The 18,307-nt window shown below is 36.0% G+C and carries 20 protein-coding genes and 1 riboswitch; of the genes, 11 read left to right on the top strand and 9 right to left on the bottom strand.

Annotated elements, in window-relative coordinates; translation table 11 throughout:
• The first annotated feature begins 13 nt into the window (after window positions 1–13).
• The 7 genes from bioA (at window position 14) to AC0ONG_RS19290 (ending at window position 6,343) form a co-directional block, all read left to right on the top strand.
• Window positions 14–1,447 carry an adenosylmethionine--8-amino-7-oxononanoate transaminase gene (gene bioA, locus AC0ONG_RS19320; protein ID WP_003255568.1) on the top strand — a complete coding sequence of 478 codons (1,434 nt, stop codon included), beginning with the start codon at window positions 14–16 and terminating at the stop codon, window positions 1,445–1,447.
• Window positions 1,447–2,175, top strand: coding sequence for a dethiobiotin synthase (gene bioD / locus AC0ONG_RS19315; protein WP_000012478.1), 729 nt, complete (start codon window positions 1,447–1,449; stop codon window positions 2,173–2,175). Before bioA ends, bioD begins: the two co-directional genes overlap by 1 nt.
• Window positions 2,141–3,328, top strand: coding sequence for an 8-amino-7-oxononanoate synthase (gene bioF, locus AC0ONG_RS19310; RefSeq protein WP_001077300.1), 1,188 nt, complete (start codon window positions 2,141–2,143; stop codon window positions 3,326–3,328). The genes bioD and bioF overlap by 35 nt, the downstream gene beginning before the upstream one ends.
• Complete coding sequence (locus AC0ONG_RS19305) at window positions 3,325–4,065, top strand: alpha/beta fold hydrolase (protein WP_001004159.1); 741 nt, start codon at window positions 3,325–3,327, stop codon at window positions 4,063–4,065. Before bioF ends, AC0ONG_RS19305 begins: the two co-directional genes overlap by 4 nt.
• On the top strand, window positions 4,031–4,840 hold the full coding sequence (gene bioC, locus AC0ONG_RS19300) for a malonyl-ACP O-methyltransferase BioC (RefSeq protein ID WP_000608912.1): 810 nt from the start codon (window positions 4,031–4,033) through the stop codon (window positions 4,838–4,840). The genes AC0ONG_RS19305 and bioC overlap by 35 nt, the downstream gene beginning before the upstream one ends.
• Window position 4,841: 1 nt before the next feature.
• The gene (gene bioB, locus AC0ONG_RS19295; protein WP_000815856.1) at window positions 4,842–5,840 is read left to right on the top strand and encodes a biotin synthase; all 999 of its coding nucleotides are present in this window, start codon (window positions 4,842–4,844) and stop codon (window positions 5,838–5,840) included.
• Window positions 5,841–6,022: 182 nt separating this feature from the next.
• Window positions 6,023–6,343: a hypothetical protein gene (locus AC0ONG_RS19290; protein ID WP_000280032.1), complete on the top strand. Its 321-nt coding sequence runs from the start codon at window positions 6,023–6,025 to the stop codon at window positions 6,341–6,343.
• Window positions 6,344–6,365: 22 nt separating this feature from the next.
• Here AC0ONG_RS19290 and ribH read toward each other — a convergent pair whose 3' ends face one another.
• The 5 genes from ribH to AC0ONG_RS19265 form a co-directional block, all read right to left on the bottom strand.
• Window positions 6,366–6,827 (bottom strand): 6,7-dimethyl-8-ribityllumazine synthase, encoded by a 462-nt coding sequence (ribH, locus tag AC0ONG_RS19285; RefSeq protein WP_000230895.1) that lies wholly within the window; start codon window positions 6,825–6,827, stop codon window positions 6,366–6,368.
• 18 nt (window positions 6,828–6,845) lie between these two features.
• A complete protein-coding gene (ribBA, locus tag AC0ONG_RS19280) occupies window positions 6,846–8,039 on the bottom strand; it encodes a bifunctional 3,4-dihydroxy-2-butanone 4-phosphate synthase/GTP cyclohydrolase II (RefSeq protein ID WP_000469007.1) in 1,194 nt (397 codons plus the stop codon).
• Between the two features lie 12 nt (window positions 8,040–8,051).
• Window positions 8,052–8,696 carry a riboflavin synthase gene (ribE, locus tag AC0ONG_RS19275; protein WP_000493902.1) on the bottom strand — a complete coding sequence of 215 codons (645 nt, stop codon included), beginning with the start codon at window positions 8,694–8,696 and terminating at the stop codon, window positions 8,052–8,054.
• On the bottom strand, window positions 8,678–9,790 hold the full coding sequence (ribD, locus tag AC0ONG_RS19270; protein ID WP_000131995.1) for a bifunctional diaminohydroxyphosphoribosylaminopyrimidine deaminase/5-amino-6-(5-phosphoribosylamino)uracil reductase RibD: 1,113 nt from the start codon (window positions 9,788–9,790) through the stop codon (window positions 8,678–8,680). The genes ribE and ribD overlap by 19 nt, the downstream gene beginning before the upstream one ends.
• 305 nt (window positions 9,791–10,095) lie before the next feature.
• Window positions 10,096–10,239, bottom strand: a riboswitch (FMN riboswitch).
• 190 nt (window positions 10,240–10,429) lie between these two features.
• Window positions 10,430–10,636: a CDGSH iron-sulfur domain-containing protein gene (locus AC0ONG_RS19265; protein ID WP_001151582.1), complete on the bottom strand. Its 207-nt coding sequence runs from the start codon at window positions 10,634–10,636 to the stop codon at window positions 10,430–10,432.
• A 139-nt stretch (window positions 10,637–10,775) separates the two neighbouring features.
• Between AC0ONG_RS19265 and AC0ONG_RS19260 the strand changes: the two genes are divergently transcribed.
• Entirely contained in the window at window positions 10,776–11,021 is a 246-nt protein-coding gene (locus AC0ONG_RS19260) for a DUF2552 family protein (protein ID WP_000360793.1), read from the top strand.
• Between the two features lie 10 nt (window positions 11,022–11,031).
• Here AC0ONG_RS19260 and AC0ONG_RS19255 read toward each other — a convergent pair whose 3' ends face one another.
• Window positions 11,032–11,955 carry an alpha/beta hydrolase gene (locus AC0ONG_RS19255; RefSeq protein WP_000819241.1) on the bottom strand — a complete coding sequence of 308 codons (924 nt, stop codon included), beginning with the start codon at window positions 11,953–11,955 and terminating at the stop codon, window positions 11,032–11,034.
• A gap of 81 nt (window positions 11,956–12,036) precedes the next feature.
• On the opposite strand from AC0ONG_RS19255, the gene AC0ONG_RS19250 reads away from it, so the two are divergent.
• Together AC0ONG_RS19250 and AC0ONG_RS19245 are read left to right on the top strand one after the other, a co-directional pair.
• On the top strand, window positions 12,037–12,519 hold the full coding sequence (locus AC0ONG_RS19250; protein WP_000233419.1) for a GNAT family N-acetyltransferase: 483 nt from the start codon (window positions 12,037–12,039) through the stop codon (window positions 12,517–12,519).
• Between the two features lie 99 nt (window positions 12,520–12,618).
• Complete coding sequence (locus AC0ONG_RS19245; protein WP_000201358.1) at window positions 12,619–13,482, top strand: LacI family DNA-binding transcriptional regulator; 864 nt, start codon at window positions 12,619–12,621, stop codon at window positions 13,480–13,482.
• A 24-nt stretch (window positions 13,483–13,506) separates the two neighbouring features.
• Here AC0ONG_RS19245 and AC0ONG_RS19240 read toward each other — a convergent pair whose 3' ends face one another.
• The gene (locus AC0ONG_RS19240; RefSeq protein WP_000994811.1) at window positions 13,507–14,826 is read right to left on the bottom strand and encodes a Na+/H+ antiporter family protein; all 1,320 of its coding nucleotides are present in this window, start codon (window positions 14,824–14,826) and stop codon (window positions 13,507–13,509) included.
• Between the two features lie 131 nt (window positions 14,827–14,957).
• Window positions 14,958–15,956 carry an alpha/beta fold hydrolase gene (locus AC0ONG_RS19235; RefSeq protein WP_000926820.1) on the bottom strand — a complete coding sequence of 333 codons (999 nt, stop codon included), beginning with the start codon at window positions 15,954–15,956 and terminating at the stop codon, window positions 14,958–14,960.
• Between the two features lie 121 nt (window positions 15,957–16,077).
• Between AC0ONG_RS19235 and AC0ONG_RS19230 the strand changes: the two genes are divergently transcribed.
• Window positions 16,078–16,554, top strand: a complete 477-nt coding sequence (locus AC0ONG_RS19230; RefSeq protein WP_000151934.1) for a ribbon-helix-helix domain-containing protein — start codon at window positions 16,078–16,080, stop codon at window positions 16,552–16,554.
• Between the two features lie 124 nt (window positions 16,555–16,678).
• On the opposite strand, the gene AC0ONG_RS19225 is transcribed toward AC0ONG_RS19230, so the two are convergent.
• The gene (locus tag AC0ONG_RS19225) at window positions 16,679–18,268 is read right to left on the bottom strand and encodes a bifunctional metallophosphatase/5'-nucleotidase (RefSeq protein ID WP_000265545.1); all 1,590 of its coding nucleotides are present in this window, start codon (window positions 18,266–18,268) and stop codon (window positions 16,679–16,681) included.
• Between the last annotated feature and the right edge of the window lie 39 nt (window positions 18,269–18,307).

Genomic DNA, 18,307 nt, shown 5'->3' with positions numbered 1-18,307 from the left:
TCATTCGGATTTAATGTTAACTATATTTATAAACAAGTTAACATTAGGAGTGACAGTTGTGACAATAAATAGTAGAACGATTGAAAAATCATCTTATACATATGAAGAATTAGCAGAGAAAAATAAAGCTTACGTATGGCACCCATTTACACAAATGAAAGATTATTTAGAAGAAGATCCTGTCATTATTGAACGTGGAGAGGGAAGAAAGCTATACGATGTAAATGGTAATGAATATTGGGATGGTGTTTCATCTATATGGTTAAATGTTCACGGACATCAAGTACCGGAATTAGATGAAGCAATTCGTGAGCAATTAAATAAAATTGCTCATTCTACTATGTTAGGACTTGCTAACGTTCCATCTATTTTATTAGCAGAAAAAATTATTGAGGTTGTACCAGATGGATTGAAGAAGGTATTCTATTCTGATTCAGGTTCTACCGCTGTTGAAATTGCAATTAAGATGGCTTTCCAATATTGGCAGCATAAAGGGAAACCAAAGAAACAAAGATTCGTTACATTAAAAGAAGCATATCACGGTGATACAATTGGAGCTGTTTCAGTAGGGGCAATAGACTTGTTTCACCAAGTGTATAGTTCGCTCTTATTTGATGCGATTAAAATGCCGTATCCATATACATATCGTTCTCCTTACGGAAATAATAAGGAGGAAATTGTAAAAAGCCATTTAGCAGAAATGGAAGAATTGTTGAAAGAAAAGCATGAAGAAGTAGCTGCCATCATTGTAGAGCCATTAATGCAAGGTGCTGGTGGAATGATTACAATGCCAAAAGGATATTTAAAAGGACTGCGCGATTTATGTACAAAGTACAATGTATTATTTATTACAGATGAGGTAGCGACTGGATTTGGGCGTACAGGGAAAATGTTTGCGTGTGAACATGAAAATGTGACGCCAGACATTTTAACTGCTGGTAAAGGTTTAACAGGTGGATATTTACCAATTGCAGTTACCGTAACGACAGATGAAATATATAATGCCTTCTTAGGAGAATATGAAGAACAAAAAACATTTTTCCATGGACATAGCTATACAGGCAATCCGTTAGGGTGTGCCGTAGCAATCGCGAATCTAGAACTATATGAAAAAACAAATTTAATAGAAGAAGTGGCACGTAAAACGGATTATGTGGCAGCGCAATTAGAAAAGCTCTTTGCGTATAAACATGTAGGTGATATTCGTCAGTGCGGATTAATGGTTGGTATCGAGCTTGTGAAGAATAAGGAAACGAAAGAAGCTTTTGACTGGACAGAAAGAGTCGGTGTTCAAGTATGTAAACGCTCAAGAGAGCTAGGTATGATTTTACGACCGCTAGGTAACACGATTGTATTTATGCCGCCACTTGCTTCTACTTTTGAAGAGATTGATGATATGTTACGCATCTTATATAAGGCAATCTCGGATGTTACGGAGGGAGAATAATGAGTGGTTTTTTCATAACAGCAACTGATACTGAAGTTGGAAAAACAGTAGTTGCAGGTGCTATAGCAGGTGTATTTAGAGAATTAGGATATAACGTAGGGGTATATAAACCGTTGCAAAGTGGGCATGTTGCATCAAACCCTGAGGGAGATGCGGCAAGGTTAAAAGTATTATCAGGTGTACCGACACAAGAAAATGAAATTTGCCCTTATTCTATTGAAGAACCACTTGCTCCGAGACTTGCCATGAAAAGAGCTGGAAGAGTAGTAAAGTTAAAAGAAATTACTGATTACTATAATGAACTATTAAAAGAGTTTAATAGCTTATTTGTAGAAGGAGCAGGTGGGCTTGCTGTCCCATATACAGAAGATGCTTTAGTAATTGATTTTGCAAAAGAATTACAGTTGCCTCTTATTGTAGTAGCTCGTCCTACATTAGGAACAGTAAATCATACAGTGTTAACGATTGCTTACGCAAAGGCGCATGGCTTAACCGTAGCGGGTGTCATTTTATCAGGTTGCAAAGAATGTGAAATGGAAAGAGTGCAAGAAAATAAAGAGATGATTGAAGAGTTGAGCGGGGTACCAGTTTTAGGATTATTACCATTCTTTGAAGGTGAGTTTACGAAAGAAGAAGTATTGGAATCTGCAAAAGAATATATTATGATTTCAAAATTAGAGGAGTTTATCCAAAATGAATCAAACGTGGCGGGCGCACCTTCAATCTAAATTACAACAATTACATAAGCAAGGGCAGTATCGAAATTTATATGTAACAGAGCAGGCAGAAGAGACTTGGCTTATTCGAGATAAAAAAAGGATGTTAAATTTAGCGTCAAATAATTATTTAGGGTTAGCTGGAGATGAAAGGTTAAAAGAAGCTGCTATTGCCTGTACAAAAAGATATGGAACTGGAGCGACTGCCTCTCGTCTCGTTGTAGGAAATCATCCATTATATGAAGAGGTTGAGAGAAGCATATGTGACTGGAAAGGTACTGAAAGAGCTTTAATTGTAAATAGTGGGTATACGGCAAATATAGGTGCCATATCTTCTTTAGCCTCTCGGCACGATATTGTTTTTAGTGATAAGTTAAATCACGCAAGTATTGTTGATGGAATCATATTAAGCGGGGCAGAGCATAAAAGGTATCGTCATAATGATTTGGATCATTTAGAGAAGCTTTTGAAAATGGCTTCGCCTGAAAAGAGGAAATTAATCGTAACAGATACCGTTTTTAGTATGGATGGTGATACTGCGTATTTGAGAGATTTAGTACAACTGAAAGAGAAATACGGAGCAATCATTATAGTCGATGAAGCACATGCGAGTGGAATATATGGAATCGGCGGAGCTGGATTATCTCACATAGAAAAAAATCTTTCTCAAAAAATTGATATACATATGGGGACGTTTAGCAAGGCTTTAGGGTGTTATGGTGCGTATTTGACAGGTGATGAAATTTATATAGAGTATTTACAAAATATGATGAGAAGCTTTATTTTTACTACAGCTTTACCACCAAGTACGTTAGGAGCGGTGCAAAAAGCAATTGAAATTGTAAAAGAAGATAACGAAAGAAGAGAGAACCTTATAGCAAATGGAGAATACTTCAGAACTAAATTAAGGGATGCTGGTTTTGATATTGGGAATAGTTCAACTCATATTGTACCGATTGTAGTCGGTTCAAATGAACATGCTTTACGGTTTAGTAAAAGGTTGCAAGAGGCAGGGATTGCGGCTATTGCAATTCGTCCGCCAACTGTGCCGGTTCATAGTTCTCGAATTCGCTTTGCAGTTACATCGCAACATACAATAGCTGATTTAAAATGGGCTATTGATCGAATTATTCACATTGCGAAAGAAGAGGAGATTTTCGTATGAACGAGCTAAAGATTATTTTTATTCCCGGATGGGGAATGGAAGAGAATATTTGGGATTTAGTAATTCCGTATTTTAAAGGATATCCTGTTCAATGCATAGATTGGCGTAATGTGAAAGAACGAAGTGAATTTGCGGAACGAATTATAGATGTAGCGCATAATGACAACGTAATTTTAGTTGGATGGTCACTAGGAGCGTTAGCAGCAGTTGAAGCTTATAAAAAGATTAAGGCAAAAGGCATCGTATTAATTGGTGGTACTGCTAAATTTACAAGTACGAGCGATTACAGTAACGGATGGAATGCTTTGCATGTAGAACGGCTGAAAAGAAATTTGGCGAGAAGGAAAGAAGATACGCTCAAGCGGTTTTATGAAAATATGTTTACGAAAGATGAGCTAAAAGAGAATAAAAACTTTGAAGACATTGTAGACCGTTTTAAAGGTGATTCTATTCAGTCTTTACAACTAGGTTTAGATTATTTAATAGAAACAGATATGAGAGAAGAACTAAAAGAAATTAAAGTACCTATACTACTTATTCACGGAGAACAGGATGTAATATGCCCATTGTCTGCGACACGTAGTATGACGGAGAATAGCAGCAGCGAGCTGAAAGTAGTAAGTGAAGCAGGGCATGCATTATGTGTAACGAATTTTGAATATTGTGCAAATGAGATAATTCAATTTGTAGAGGGGATACGACATGATCAACAAAACGTTACTACAAAAACGGTTTAATGGGGCAGCCGTATCTTACGATCGATATGCAAATGTACAAAAAAAGATGGCACATTCATTACTTTCAATCTTAAAGGAACGATATAGTGAAACGGCATCAATACGTATTTTAGAACTGGGATGCGGGACGGGGTATGTAACAGAACAATTATCAAAGTTATTTCCGAAAGCACATATTACAGCAGTTGATTTTGCTGAAAGTATGATTGCGATTGCGCAAACTAGACAAAATGTAAAAAATGTAACGTTTCACTGTGAAGATATTGAGCGATTACGATTAGAAGAATCATATGATGTCATTATTTCAAATGCTACATTTCAATGGTTAAATAATTTACAACAAGTGTTAAGAAATTTATTTCAACATTTGTCTATAGATGGCATATTACTCTTTTCAACGTTTGGACATGAAACATTTCAAGAATTGCATGCTTCGTTCCAACGTGCGAAAGAAGAAAGAAATATAAAAAATGAAACATCGATTGGTCAACGTTTTTATTCAAAAGATCAGTTGCTTCATATATGTAAGATAGAAACAGGGGATGTGCATGTTTCTGAAACATGTTACATAGAGAGTTTTACAGAAGTTAAGGAGTTTCTGCATTCTATTCGAAAAGTAGGAGCAACTAATAGCAATGAAGGATCATATTGTCAAAGTCCCTCACTCTTTCGTGCGATGCTGCGCATATACGAAAGAGACTTCACGGGAAATGAAGGGATAATGGCAACGTATCATGCTTTATTTATGCATATAACAAAAGAGGGGAAGAGATGAAATGAAACAAGTACAAACAAAAAGGGATTGGAAAAAACTTGCATACGACGTAGTGGAAGAAAAGATGATTACGAAAGAAGATGCAATAGCGATATTAGAAGCTGATGATACAGAAGTTTTAGAAATTATGAATGCAGCTTACATTATTCGCCATCATCACTTTGGTAAGAAAGTAAAATTGAATATGATTATTAATACGAAATCTGGATTATGTCCTGAAGATTGTGGATATTGCTCACAGTCTATTATTTCAGAAGCACCAATTGATAAATATGCATGGTTAACGCAGGAGAAAATTGTAGAAGGGGCACATGAAGCAATACGCCGTAAAGCAGGTACATATTGTATTGTAGCGTCTGGTCGTCGTCCGACGGATAAAGAGGTAAATCACGTAATTGGAGCAGTTAAGGAAATTCGTGAAACGACAGACTTGAAGATTTGTTGTTGTTTAGGTTTCTTAAATGAAGATCAAGCAGGACGTTTAGCGGAAGCAGGCGTGCATCGTTATAACCACAACTTAAATACACATGCAAATAATTACGATAGTATTTGTTCAACGCATACGTATGATGATCGTGTTGATACAGTTCAAAAAGCGAAACAAGCTGGTATTTCACCATGCTCTGGAGCGATTTTTGGCATGGGAGAAACAATTGAAGAGCGTGCTGAAATTGCATTTGAATTACAACGTATAGATGCAGATTCTATCCCTTGTAATTTCCTTGTTGCTGTAAAGGGGACACCTCTTGAAGGGCAAAAAGAGTTAACGCCAGTAGAATGTTTAAAAGTACTGGCAATGATGCGTTTTGTAAACCCAACAAAAGAAATTCGTATTTCAGGAGGACGTGAAATCAATTTACGTTCTGTACAGCCAATCGGTTTATTTGCAGCGAATTCTATTTTTGTCGGGGACTACTTAACGACAGCTGGACAAGAGCCGACTGCGGACTGGGGTATGATTGCAGATTTAGGATTTGAGATTGAAGAATGTGCATTATAAGATAGATGAAAAAGCAAACTTGTAAAAGGGTTTGCTTTTTTTGTAAATAAAATGTAATAAATAGTTGTGAACGCTTGGTATTATTGGTTTTTGAGCGAAAAAAAGAATTTTTGTGGACGAATTTTCCAAGCCCTAGTTGTACATAGTAAATATGTAATTTATATTGGGTTGGAGGATTTTACATGTACAAATACATATTAGCGATTATGACTTGTTTAATTTTAATAAAAGCAATAAGTTCTGATCCAGTTAAGGCTGCTGAAAATCCTGAACAAAAAGAGATGCAACAAAGAATCGAACAACACTTTCGAACGAAAGCTGAACATTTTGGATTGAAAACGGAAGGAAAAGATTTAAAGGAAGTTAGAAAAGAAATTACTATTATAGAAGAAGCGAAAAAAAGAGAGAATGTATGGAGAACAGCACAAGCTCTTCATATAAAAACAGAAGGAAAAACGATGAATGAATTAATAAAAGATGTACAAAAAAAGGTGAAAAAATAAAAAGAGGCCGCAGCCTCTTTTTTTATGCCCATTGTTTTGATAAGTGAGCCATTTCAATTGCAGCAACAGCTGATTCATATCCTTTATTACCAGCTTTCGTACCTGCGCGTTCAATCGCTTGTTCAATTGTTTCTGTCGTTAATACGCCGAAAATAACTGGGATGTCCATTTGTAGTGATAAAGACGCAACACCTTTTGCTACTTCATTACAAACGTAATCGTAGTGAGTTGTAGCACCTCGGATTACAGTACCTAATGTAATAACAGCATCATACTTTCCGCTACTAGCCATCTTTTTAGCGATTAAAGGAATTTCAAATGCACCAGGAACCCAAGCAACATCAATATCATTTTCTTCTACACCGTGACGCTTTAATCCGTCTAAAGCACCGCCAAGTAACTTACTTGTAATAAATTCATTAAAACGTCCAACAACAACTCCAACTTTTAATCCTGTACCAACCAAATGACCTTCGAATACCATAATAAATCTCTCCTTTAATTATAAGTTTAGTAAGTGTCCTAATTTGTTTACTTTCGTTTGTAAATACGATTTATTCTCTTCTTTTGCTGGCGTTTGCAACGGTACACGCTCGACTACTTCTAAATCGTAACCTTGTAAGCCAGCAATTTTTCTTGGGTTATTCGTTAATAATCGTAAACTTTGTAAACCTAAATCTTTTAATATTTGTGCACCGATACCGTAATCACGAAGATCAGCAGGGAAGCCGAGTTTTTCATTTGCTTCTACAGTATCAAATCCTTCTTCTTGTAATTTATAAGCACGAAGCTTATTAAGAAGCCCAATGCCTCTTCCTTCTTGTCTCATATAAAGAAGAACACCTTTTCCTTCACGCTCAATTTGAGCAAGTGCTGCATGGAGTTGTGGTCCGCAATCGCAGCGATGTGAACCGAATACATCTCCTGTTAAGCATTCAGAATGAACACGCACAAGTACCGGTTCACCTATTGAAATATCACCTTTTACAAGTGCGATATGTTCTTTCGTATCTAATGAGTTAGAATAGCCAATTGCGTGGAAAGTACCGAAATCTGTAGGTAATGTAATTTCCACCTCTCTCGTCACAAGTGTTTCATGATGGCGGCGGTAAGCAATTAAATCTTCTATTGTAATCATTTTTATATCAAATTGTTTTGCGCATTCTATTAAATCAGGTACACGTGCCATCGTGCCGTCCTCATTTATAATCTCGCAAATAACTCCAGCTGGTTCGGCACCGCATAGCTTTGCTAAATCAACAGCAGCTTCTGTATGACCTGCACGACGCAGGACACCGCCTTCTTTCGCAATTAATGGAAAGATATGTCCAGGTCGATTGAAATCAGTGCCTTTTGATGCGGGATTTAACAATTCTTGTATCGTAGTTGCACGTTCGTGAGCGCTAATCCCTGTTGTTGTAGAAACATGGTCAATGCTCACTGTAAACGCAGTATGATGTGAATCTGTATTATGAGATACCATTGGTTCTAATTGTAGACGTTCTGCGTATCCTTCCGTAATCGGTACACAAACGAGACCACGACCATGTGTAATCATAAAATTAATTGTTTCCGGTGTAATGTACTCTGCTAAAGCAATAAAGTCGCCTTCATTTTCTCGGTTTTCATCATCACATACGATAACGACTTTACCTTGTTTTAAATCTTCTAGAGCTTCTTCAATACGATGAAACATTGTGCTTCCCCCTTATAGAAATCCGTTTTCTTGTAAAAAACTTTCGGTCATTGAACCTACTCGTTTTGCAGGTTTAGTAATAAAGCGTTCGATATATTTACCAATCATGTCACACTCAATATTTACGATATCTCCGGCATTTTTTTCTCCAATGACAGATTCGCTTACTGTGTGCGGGATGAGTGAAATCGTTATGGAAGCTTCGTCTATATCAAATATCGTTAAACTCGTTCCATCAACAGCAATGGACCCTTTATGCAAACAATAGTGTAGCAATTCATCAGAAATTGCTATTTTATAATAGACGGCATTGTAATGTTGTTTTTTAGTTAAAATCGTTCCGATGCCATCAATGTGTCCTGAAACGAAATGTCCACCGAATCTTCCATTTGCAGACATTGCCCGCTCTAAATTTACTTTAGAGTGGGGTTTAAGCATGCGAAGCGATGTCGACTGCATCGTTTCAGGCATTGCATCAACTGTAAATGAAGTAGTTGTAAAGTTTGTTACAGTTAAGCAAATACCGTTAACTGCGATACTATCACCTAAGTGAACATCTGATAAAATTTTCTTTGCATGAATCGTTAATTTCATCGCTTCTCCGCTTTGTTGCATGTTTGCTATCGTTCCTAATTCTTCTACAATTCCTGTAAACATTCCGTCACCTCGTTTCGGGCATTCGCAACGATTTTTATATCATCACCAATTTGTTTCATCTCTTGAATTTTCAAGGAAAGCGCATCTTGTAATTTTGAAAAACCATTTCCTCCAAATAAAGTAGGAGCATCTTTTCCACCAATTAATTTCGGGCTTATATAGGTTACAATTTCATTGAAATTGTTTGTTTTTAAGAAACTTGCATGAATTGATTGGCCACCTTCAACGAATAGAGAAAGAATTTGTTTCTCTCCAAGAAAGGAAAGAAGGTCCTCGATTTCTATATGCTTCGTTTCCATTTGGAATATAGCTATATTTTTAGAATTATAAGAAGATATCTTCTCTTTCTTTACATCCTTACCGACAATAATCCATGTCGGTGCTAAACCATCTGTTATAACATGAGAAGATGGTGGCGTTCGTAAATGGGTATCTAAAACAACGCGAATAGGATGTTTCCCACCATTTGGAATTCTTGTTGTTAAATGAGGATTATCAGCTATAACTGTATTCACTCCAACAAGAATTGCATCATGTGTATGGCGATATTGGTGAACATCAGCACGTGCTTCTTCACCTGTAATCCACTTACTTTCACCAGTTACAGTTGCTATTTTTCCATCTAAGCTCATCGCTGTTTTGATTGTTACAAAAGGGCGTTTCGTTTTCATGTAGTGAAAAAAGTAGCGATTTAATAAAACTGCTTCTGCTTCAAGAACACCGGTAGTTACTTCAATTCTAGCTTCCTCTAATCTTCTTTTTCCGTTACCAGAAACGAGCGGATTACAATCGAGAGTAGCAATTACCACACGCTTAACTCCTTTTTCGATGAGCAATTCACAACAAGGTGGTGTTTTTCCAAAGTGGCTACACGGTTCCAGTGTTACATAAACGGTAGCGTCTTTGGCGTTCTGACTAGCCATTTGAAGGGCATGAACTTCTGCGTGTTCTTCACCAGCTCGTAAATGAGCCCCCATACCAACGATGTTTCCATCTTTTACAACAACAGCACCAACCATAGGATTTGGACTTGTTTGTCCTGATGTTCCTTCTGCTAACTGCAGGGCAATCCTCATATATTCTTGATCTGTCATTTTCTTCACCTCTCCTAAAAAAATCAAAAAACCCCAAGGATTTAATATCCTTGGGGTTTGGGAGACGTGATTTCTAGAAATATAGTTTGAATACGAAAGCATAGGAAAGAAACCTAACGATAATTGATATTTCTGCATAAGGAAAAAACCTAGCAAAATATCGAATTTTTAAACGCTAGTTGTCTCTTTTTATTTCAGTATAAAAAATAAGTATAGAAAATTAAACATATATAAAGAATCAAAATGAATCTTTAAAAATATGCATACTGAAATAAAAGTGTATTCACTATATAAAAAACTAGAAACATATCCTTCTCCCATCCAGACTATACTGTCGGCCCTAGAGTTTCACTAGATCCACCGTTTTCGAGTTGAAAACGGGTCACGGACTTAGAAGTTTTCACTTCATCACCGCCGGTTGGGAATTTCACCCGACCCCGAAGGATGCTGTTTGCTCAAATTATAGCACAAAAAAAATAAAAGGCTAGTAAAAAATATTCGAATGTGAAGAATTGTGTGAAAATATATGTGGGCTGGAATGGAAATAAAAGTATTAGAAGTGTTGTAAGGAGAAGGGATATAACGGAGTTGCTAAAAAGAAAAAACATGCACAAAAAAATGTGCATGTCACATGTAAAATTATTCTGCCTCTGGTGCTCTAACAACAGACTCGAATTTACCTTTATGCGAAGCGTCGCAATAAGGCATATTTTTTGATAAACCACAACGGCATAAAGAAAATGCCGGTTTTGCTGGGAATACATTCCCTTGTGAGTCGACTAATTCCACGTCCCCTGTAACGCGAAAAGAGCCATTATCATTTACTTTAATTTGTACTTTTGCCAACGTTATCCCTCCTTCCCAAACGCTTAATTTCATCATATAATCAAGGGAAGTGCTTGACAATATAAAAAGAGCACTTTGTTTGAGAAAGAAGAGAGTGTTATAATAGTTTTCATAACTGACTAGAGTAAGGTGACGAGAGATGGATAAACAATTACATACATTACGAAACATTGCAAATGAGCGCACGTGGGCATCATTTTTGAATGATAATCATCCATATAGTTTGTTACATTGGTCCATTGCAGGTGTAGGGCAAGAGGCAAAGGATGTTTGGTTACTTCAAGATGAAGTAACATTTCAAACGACAGAATTCCCAACGTTAGATGATGCAATGCAATGGATTTCTGAAAATATGGAACAAGTTACAGACGTTTTAGCGCAATAAAAAAACAGGCTTATGCAAGCCTGTTTTTTGTTTCTTTCACATATGTGTTTAAAAATTGATCGATGGCTGCTTCGTACTCTTCTTTATTTTCGTTATAAGAGCAAGCGTGTGCACCACGTTCTGCAATATAAAGTTGTTTATTGTTTTCTTTTGCTTCATATAGTGATTTCGTCATATCAGCTAAAATATAATCATCATCTTTACTATGAATAAAGAGGACGGGATTGTTAATATTTTTTATACAATCAATTGGTGAAACTTCGCGAATCGTATAACCGTCACGCACTTTTAAAAAAGCATTTGCTAAAGGTAATAAAGGCCATTTTGGTAAATGGAATTCAACCTTTAAACGGTGCTGTAATTGTCCGTGAAAATCAGAGAAAGGACAATCTGCAATATAGAAATCAGCACCATCTTCTACAAGTCCTGCGTATTGAAGAAGTGTTGCAGCTCCCATAGATTCACCATGAATACCGAGTGTTATATTTGTTCCAAAGCGACTTTTTAGCCAGTCAACTACAGATTTTAAATCATGTTTTTCATAGTATCCATAGCTTGTTGTTTTTCCGCCAGTTTTACCATGACGACGATGATCATAAATAACGACATTATACCCTCTGTTTAAAAATAACCTTGCATATTTTACAGAGTTCATTTTATTTACAGTTACGCCGTGACAAAAAATCATAAACTTATTGGAATGACCAGCAGGAATGTAATAGCCGTGAAGATCATATCCGAATTGTGAAGGAATATGAATTTCTTCTTTATGAAGAGCATCAAAATCTTCTATACGAAAATGTTTTTTCGTTTCTCTTTCGAGTACTTCTTCCTCTGTTTTTTTCTTTAAATACATCACTTTATTTGTAAAGAAAATCCCAAGGGCTGTTATCGCACCTAGTACAGTAAACAATGCTGCAAAAAAACGTTTCATACTTTACCTCATCCTCCAAATACCGTTACATGTGATACACTTATATTGTATCACAATGATATAAAAGGGGAGAAATAGGAAATGGTGCATATACAAAAAATTACGCCAACGATGAAAGAAACAATTCGAATGTTTATGTGTGAGAACTGGGGAAGTTCATTGATGGTTTCACGTGGTAAGGGGCATCAATTAGAAGAGTTGCCAGGATTTGTTGCGTTTTCTAATGACAGAATAATCGGAATTATAACGTATGAAGTGACTGGAAATATGTGTGAAATTATATCGTTAGATAGTATTGAAGAAAGAAAAGGAATAGGGAAGAAGCTTGTGGATTGTGTATTGCAAGTTGCAGAAGAAGAACGGTGCAGGCAGGTTTGTCTTATTACAACAAATGATAATATGAATGCGTTACGATTTTACCAAAAACGTAATTTTGTAATGACTAATTTATATGTGAATGCGGTAGAGGAGGCACGAAAAATAAAGAAAGAAATTCCACGTATTGGATATGATAATATCCCAATTTTACATGAAATTCAGTTGGAGTATCGTTTAGTGAAATGATGTAACAATTTTCAGAAATATGAGTTATTAATCTTGACGGATAGTGTAATTTAGGTTACCGTAAAATTGTAATCTATTACCATATTAAGGGGTGACGATGTGGCAACTATACGTGATGTTGCAAAATTGGCAGGTGTTTCAGTCGCAACCGTTTCACGAGTTATTAATGAAAAAGGATATGTTCATGAGGACACAGTAAAACAAGTAAAGGAAGCAATTGAAGAATTACGTTATAGGCCAAACAGTGCAGCGAAGCCACTATTTAAAGAGAATTCAACGATAATTGCATTACTTGTAGATAATCTATATGACCCATCAAACATCACTTTGCTACATTGTATTGAGGAAATAGCATATAAAGAAGGATATCAAATCATTGTTTGTAATATAGAGAATAAAGATAGATACATATATATGTTGAAGGAGAATAACGTTGCAGGTGTTATTTTAACAAAATCCGTTTTTAAAAGTATAGGAGAAATTCCATTTCCGTTTGTTGTGATTGATGAGCAACAATCACATGGAAATTATTATGAAAGTGGACAGAGGGCTGTTTCTTTATTAAAAGAGAAAGGGTGTCACTTTCTTGCATATTTCGGTGAGGGAGAAGAAAGTGAAGAAATGGAAGATCATATAGCAGGTTTTTTAGATACTGTTTGGGATGAAGGAATCTCTTATCGAGAAGAATGTGTACAAGGGTATACAAATAAACAGTTTATTACATTATTGCGAAACAATCCGTATATAGATGGAATTGTAACCTCAAGTGATCAGATTGCTATTGAGTTAATTCGGTCAGCAAGATTTGTAAATATACATGTACCAGATAAATTAAAAATTGTTGGACCGAATGGGAGCATAGAGTGTGAATGGATAGGTTCATCACTACCGGCAATTGAAAGCTATGTCAAAGATAACGGAAAAGTAGCTTTTCAACAATTAAAAGGAAAAATAAAAAAGTAAAAGGTGCGTTTTATACGCACCTTTTTATAATGTAATTGCGGCAATAAAGCCAAATATAAGTAACGGTATATTGTAATGTAGAAAAGTGGGTACACATGTATCCCATATATGATGGTGCTGACCATCAGCATTTAAACCGGATGTTGGTCCGAGGGTACTATCTGATGCTGGAGATCCTGCGTCACCTAGCGCTCCGGCTGTACCAATAATTGCAATTGTAGCCATCGGACTAAATCCAAGCTGAATGCACAGAGGTACAAAAATTGTTGTTAAGATAGGGATGGTTGAAAAGGATGAACCAATTCCCATCGTAACGAGAAGTCCAATAACAAGCATAAGAAATGCAGCGAGTGGTTTGTTATTTCCGATTATATGTGCACTCGTTTGCACCAGAGATTCAACATGTCCTGTTTTTCGAAGAACAGCGCCGAATCCAGCGGCAGCAATCATAACAAAGCCAATAAAGGACATCATACGCATTCCGCTTGTTAATATCGCATCTGCTTCTTTAAGTGGTAGACTACCACTTACTGATAAGACGATAATACCTGCTAAAGCACCGAAAATCATTGATTCTGTTGTTAATTGAACAGTTAATGTAGCAATGATAGATAATAACCCGAAAGTAATGCTACGTTTTGTATAGGGAACGATCTCATTTTCGGTAGTATGAATTTGTTCTGTTTCATACGTACGAGGTTTTCGGTACGTAATGAATACCGCTACACATAATCCAATAATCATACCGAGTGCTGGAATAGTCATTGCTTTTGGAATAAGTGTGACATCAAATGTAAGACCGCTTTGCGCAGCGTTGGTTTGCAATACGTCATGATAAATTTTTCCGAACCCTGCAGGGATCCACATATAAGGAGTAATTAATCCAAATGTAATAATACACGTGACAAGTCTTCGATCCACTTTCAGCTCATTTAATACTTTTAAAAGTGCTGGAATTAAGATGGGGATGAAAGCAATGTGAACAGGAATCACATTTTGTGAGAAACAAGCCATCGTTAAAATAATGAATAAAATAAGTATTTTAGAATAAACTTGTTTTTTCGTGTCTTGTTCATTGCCAATCCATTTTAATGCAGTTTGAATCATAGCATCTGGAAGTCCTGTTTTGGAAAGGGAAATAGCGAAACCACCAAGCATTGCATAACTTAAAGCGATTGGAGCACTGTTTCCAAGACCAGTTGTAAAAGTGTTAATCGTTTCTGAAATACCGAGTCCGCCGATAATTCCGCCTGTTAAAGCTCCAACAATGATGGCGACAATGACCTGGACACGTAACAAACTAAGCAATAGCATAATTGCTACTGCGACGAGTACAGCGTTCATAATAAATGTAATCTCCCTAAATTTTTATTCTGTTAAGACAAGTAAATATGAAACATTTTGCTATGTTTATACATACTTGCGACATATTATTATAAAATGTTTTCTATGAAATGTAAAAGAGCCTTTTGTTACTAATGCTGAAAAGCTAGCTCTTGTTTAATTGATTGCAAAGAATTGGCGAATAATTCTGGTTCTTCTAGATCAGGAGAATGTGCTGAATTTGGGAACCAAATCATTTTTTTTATAGGCGCTTCAATAATATCGCAATATTCCTGAACGAGTGCATAAGGAGTTTGATAATCATAGCGACCAGAACAAAAATAAACTGGAATAGATAAACTTGAGATAGAAGAAAAGAAATCGATTGTCAGCATTTCTTCCCATAAAACGCCAGATTTTAAATTTCCTGCGAGAAACTTGAACCAATCTAATAGCGTATATTCAGGAGAAAAGAAACCTTTTCGTATGAAAGAAAAGGAAGATCCGTTTTGGATTGCTCCTCCGAATGTGCCAAGCCACTTTCTTTGAATAATAAGACGTCTCATATCTAAAAATGGTGGTTTTCCTAATTTTAAAAGGGAAGCTAATGCTTTTTTATGATCATGTTTTTTTGCAGAACTAATTAAATGTTGATATAGCAATTCTTCATTTTGTTTCATATGTACAATTTGCCCAATACCGATGTAAGCCTCGATATACTTTGGATATTGATGTGCTATGTTAAGCCCAATAATACTTCCCCAAGAATGACCAGCGAGAAATAGTTTTTGTTTGTTGAACCTTTTAAGTGCATATTGAATCACTTCTTTTGCATCGGAAACGAATTGTTCGATTGTAAAATTTGCTCCGAAATCTTTCATTGAAAAAGATTTACCCGCCCCGCGCTGATCCCAATTAATAACAATAAAGTGCTTCTCTAATTCTTTTTGAAAATGACGAATAAATCCGATTTGTGCCATGCCGGGTCCACCATGGCAGCATAATAAAATAGGCTGCTCTACGTTTTGCCCACGCATAAGGAGAGTTTGTTTTCGATTATTAATCATAACGCTTTCTATCGTAGCGATACTATTAGGAATGAGTTGTTTGTTTTCAGTATAGAACTGAGGGGTATAGCTACGCAAAAGCATATTGAAAACCTCCTTTTGTGAAATCGTATGAATCGCACAGGCTATTCATTTTGCATATACTGTTAGAAAATCATTGTAACATACCATACTAGTGTCATTTCAACACGGGAGGAGGGAAATTGTGACGATTGGAGAAATTATAGATGGTTTAAATAGGCGTGAATCCATCGCTATTATAGCAAAACGTCTTGAAATAAGCCCGTATACATTATCGAAGAAATTAAGATTGATTGGATACGAATATGATGGAGAGCAGAAGAAACGTATTTTTGTAGGAGATGGAGAAGAACCACGTCACTTACAACTCCAAGAAGCGACCGCCCTTCAATATGAGAAAACAGATTATCAATTATTAATTTATGAGCAATTACAAAGTATTTATGAATTATTAAGAAGAAGAGAAGAAGTAATTGCACCAATTATGAGTAAAAGTACAGAGAAAAAGAGACGCACCTTTTCTATTAATACAGAAATATTAGCAAGATTGGACCTTATATCAGAATCGAAAGGAATTCAAAAATCTAAAATTGTAGAAGAGGCGTTGCAACAATTTTTACAGCAATATGAATTTAACAAAACATCACATTTTGATAACTAAAGAAAAGGATACTATGTTCATTGGAAGAACGAGTATCCTTTTTATGATGCATATTACGTATAAATACAGGATTAGTGCAAATCTTTTATGGCGTGAAAAATGAAATTTCTTATTAGAGAAACACTTAATTTACTTTTTGGATTCTTCCATCAATAACTGGCTGAATTGGTTCTTTTAATTGTTTTACGTAATCGACTAACGCTTCAAAGTCGTTTGGACCAGTTTCTGCATTTTTACCATTTTTAAATGATATGAATCCGTCACCGCCAGAAGCTAAGAAAGCATTTGCAACTACGCTATACGTTTTAGATGGAGATAATTCTTCTCCGTTTGTTAAACGTATATTTGTAACTTTTTCACCGTTTGGTTTATTTGCATCCCACGCATATTGAATACCTGAAATTTGAAGCATTCTTGTTGTTCCTTTTTGCCATTGCTGATTTAAAATATCGCGAATGTCTTGACCTGTTAAATCTACTTTAATCAATTGATTTCCAAAAGGTTGAATGCCGTATAACTCACCCCACGTAATATCACCAGCATCTAAGTCATTACGAATGCCACCAGGATTCATGAGGGCGATTTGAGTTTGCATCGTTTGACGCTGAGCATCGGCAACTAAATTTCCAAGAGTGGACTCACCAGCATCATTTTGTTTACGGTCGATAGATGCTGTAGATTTTCCGACCACTTCATTTACAAGTGGTGCGATTTTTTCTTTATATTGATCTAGTTTTTTCTTTACTTGTTTATCAGGTTCTACACCTTCATGATACGTTGTAACAACTTCAGCTTTTTTCTTTATAATATCCTTTGTTTTACGATCAATTGTTACATCCACGTCTGAGAAAGCCGTGCCGTAAGAATTTGCTTGGACAATTAGCTTATTATTTACTGTACCATTTACATACGTATGACTATGTCCACCGAAAATAACATCAACTTCTGGGTCTGTTTCATTTGCAATTCGAGTAAGGTCGCCATTTGTTACCCCAGACTCATCGGTTGTTCCACCGACATGAGCAAGAACGACGATAGATTTAACGCCGAGGCGTTTTAATTGTTGTGTTGATTTATTAATTGCTTCTACTTCATCAGTAATTTGTACATTTTTAAGCATCGTAGGCATAACGACATTTGGTGTATCAGTTGTAACAACACCAATGAATCCTACAGGAACACCATCTACCATTTTTACAGTAAATGGTGGTAAAAATAAGCGGCCAGTTGATTTGTTATAGAAGTTAGCAGCTACATAGGGGAAGTTAGCCCCTTTGAAATTCCCTGTTTTTTCATGATATCCACCGTAAATGAGGCGTTTCATTTCATCAATGCCTTCATCAAATTCATGGTTTCCGATTGTACCAACATCAAATTTTAAATCATTTAAAAATTCAATCGTCGGTTCATCCTGTAATAATGCTGAAACTGGTGGACTAGCTCCGACGATATCACCAGCATGTACGAGAAGTGTATTAGGGTTTTGTTTTTTACGTTCTTTTAAATAAGTAGCTAAGTAATCAGCGCCACCAGCTTCTTTATTATTAATTTTTTTAACAGTATCTAGTTGTCCATGGAAATCATTAATACCAAGCATTTGTACGTCTATGTAGCGGTTTTGTTCAGCTGGATTCTGAGATGGGGGAGCGGCAAATACGCTTGAAAAAGTAATAGTGCTTAAAACAGCAACGGCAGGAATAATTTTTTTCCACATAGTTCATTTCTCCTTTTTTATAATCTGACATCATACGAC

The sequence above is a fragment of the Bacillus sp. TCT6 genome (genome assembly GCF_056033845.1).
The sequence above is the reverse complement of the archived record's forward strand: the minus strand, read 5'-3'. Positions and strand labels throughout refer to the sequence as shown.

What these genes read in the sequence shown, in the direction of transcription:
- AC0ONG_RS19235 (WP_000926820.1), bottom strand. Translation starts at nt 15,956, where the DNA reads ATGCTTTTGCGTAGCTATACCCCTCAGTTCTATACTGAAAACAAACAA.
- ribBA (WP_000469007.1), bottom strand. Translation starts at nt 8,039, where the DNA reads ATGTTTCATCGTATTGAAGAAGCTCTAGAAGATTTAAAACAAGGTAAA.
- ribD (WP_000131995.1), bottom strand. Translation starts at nt 9,790, where the DNA reads ATGACAGATCAAGAATATATGAGGATTGCCCTGCAGTTAGCAGAAGGA.
- AC0ONG_RS19250 (WP_000233419.1), top strand. Translation starts at nt 12,037, where the DNA reads ATGGTGCATATACAAAAAATTACGCCAACGATGAAAGAAACAATTCGA.
- bioD (WP_000012478.1), top strand. Translation starts at nt 1,447, where the DNA reads ATGAGTGGTTTTTTCATAACAGCAACTGATACTGAAGTTGGAAAAACA.
- AC0ONG_RS19240 (WP_000994811.1), bottom strand. Translation starts at nt 14,826, where the DNA reads ATGAACGCTGTACTCGTCGCAGTAGCAATTATGCTATTGCTTAGTTTG.
- AC0ONG_RS19290 (WP_000280032.1), top strand. Translation starts at nt 6,023, where the DNA reads ATGTACAAATACATATTAGCGATTATGACTTGTTTAATTTTAATAAAA.
- AC0ONG_RS19260 (WP_000360793.1), top strand. Translation starts at nt 10,776, where the DNA reads ATGGATAAACAATTACATACATTACGAAACATTGCAAATGAGCGCACG.
- bioA (WP_003255568.1), top strand. Translation starts at nt 14, where the DNA reads ATGTTAACTATATTTATAAACAAGTTAACATTAGGAGTGACAGTTGTG.
- ribH (WP_000230895.1), bottom strand. Translation starts at nt 6,827, where the DNA reads ATGGTATTCGAAGGTCATTTGGTTGGTACAGGATTAAAAGTTGGAGTT.
- bioC (WP_000608912.1), top strand. Translation starts at nt 4,031, where the DNA reads ATGATCAACAAAACGTTACTACAAAAACGGTTTAATGGGGCAGCCGTA.
- AC0ONG_RS19255 (WP_000819241.1), bottom strand. Translation starts at nt 11,955, where the DNA reads ATGAAACGTTTTTTTGCAGCATTGTTTACTGTACTAGGTGCGATAACA.
- bioB (WP_000815856.1), top strand. Translation starts at nt 4,842, where the DNA reads ATGAAACAAGTACAAACAAAAAGGGATTGGAAAAAACTTGCATACGAC.
- bioF (WP_001077300.1), top strand. Translation starts at nt 2,141, where the DNA reads ATGAATCAAACGTGGCGGGCGCACCTTCAATCTAAATTACAACAATTA.
- AC0ONG_RS19225 (WP_000265545.1), bottom strand. Translation starts at nt 18,268, where the DNA reads ATGTGGAAAAAAATTATTCCTGCCGTTGCTGTTTTAAGCACTATTACT.
- AC0ONG_RS19305 (WP_001004159.1), top strand. Translation starts at nt 3,325, where the DNA reads ATGAACGAGCTAAAGATTATTTTTATTCCCGGATGGGGAATGGAAGAG.
- ribE (WP_000493902.1), bottom strand. Translation starts at nt 8,696, where the DNA reads ATGTTTACAGGAATTGTAGAAGAATTAGGAACGATAGCAAACATGCAA.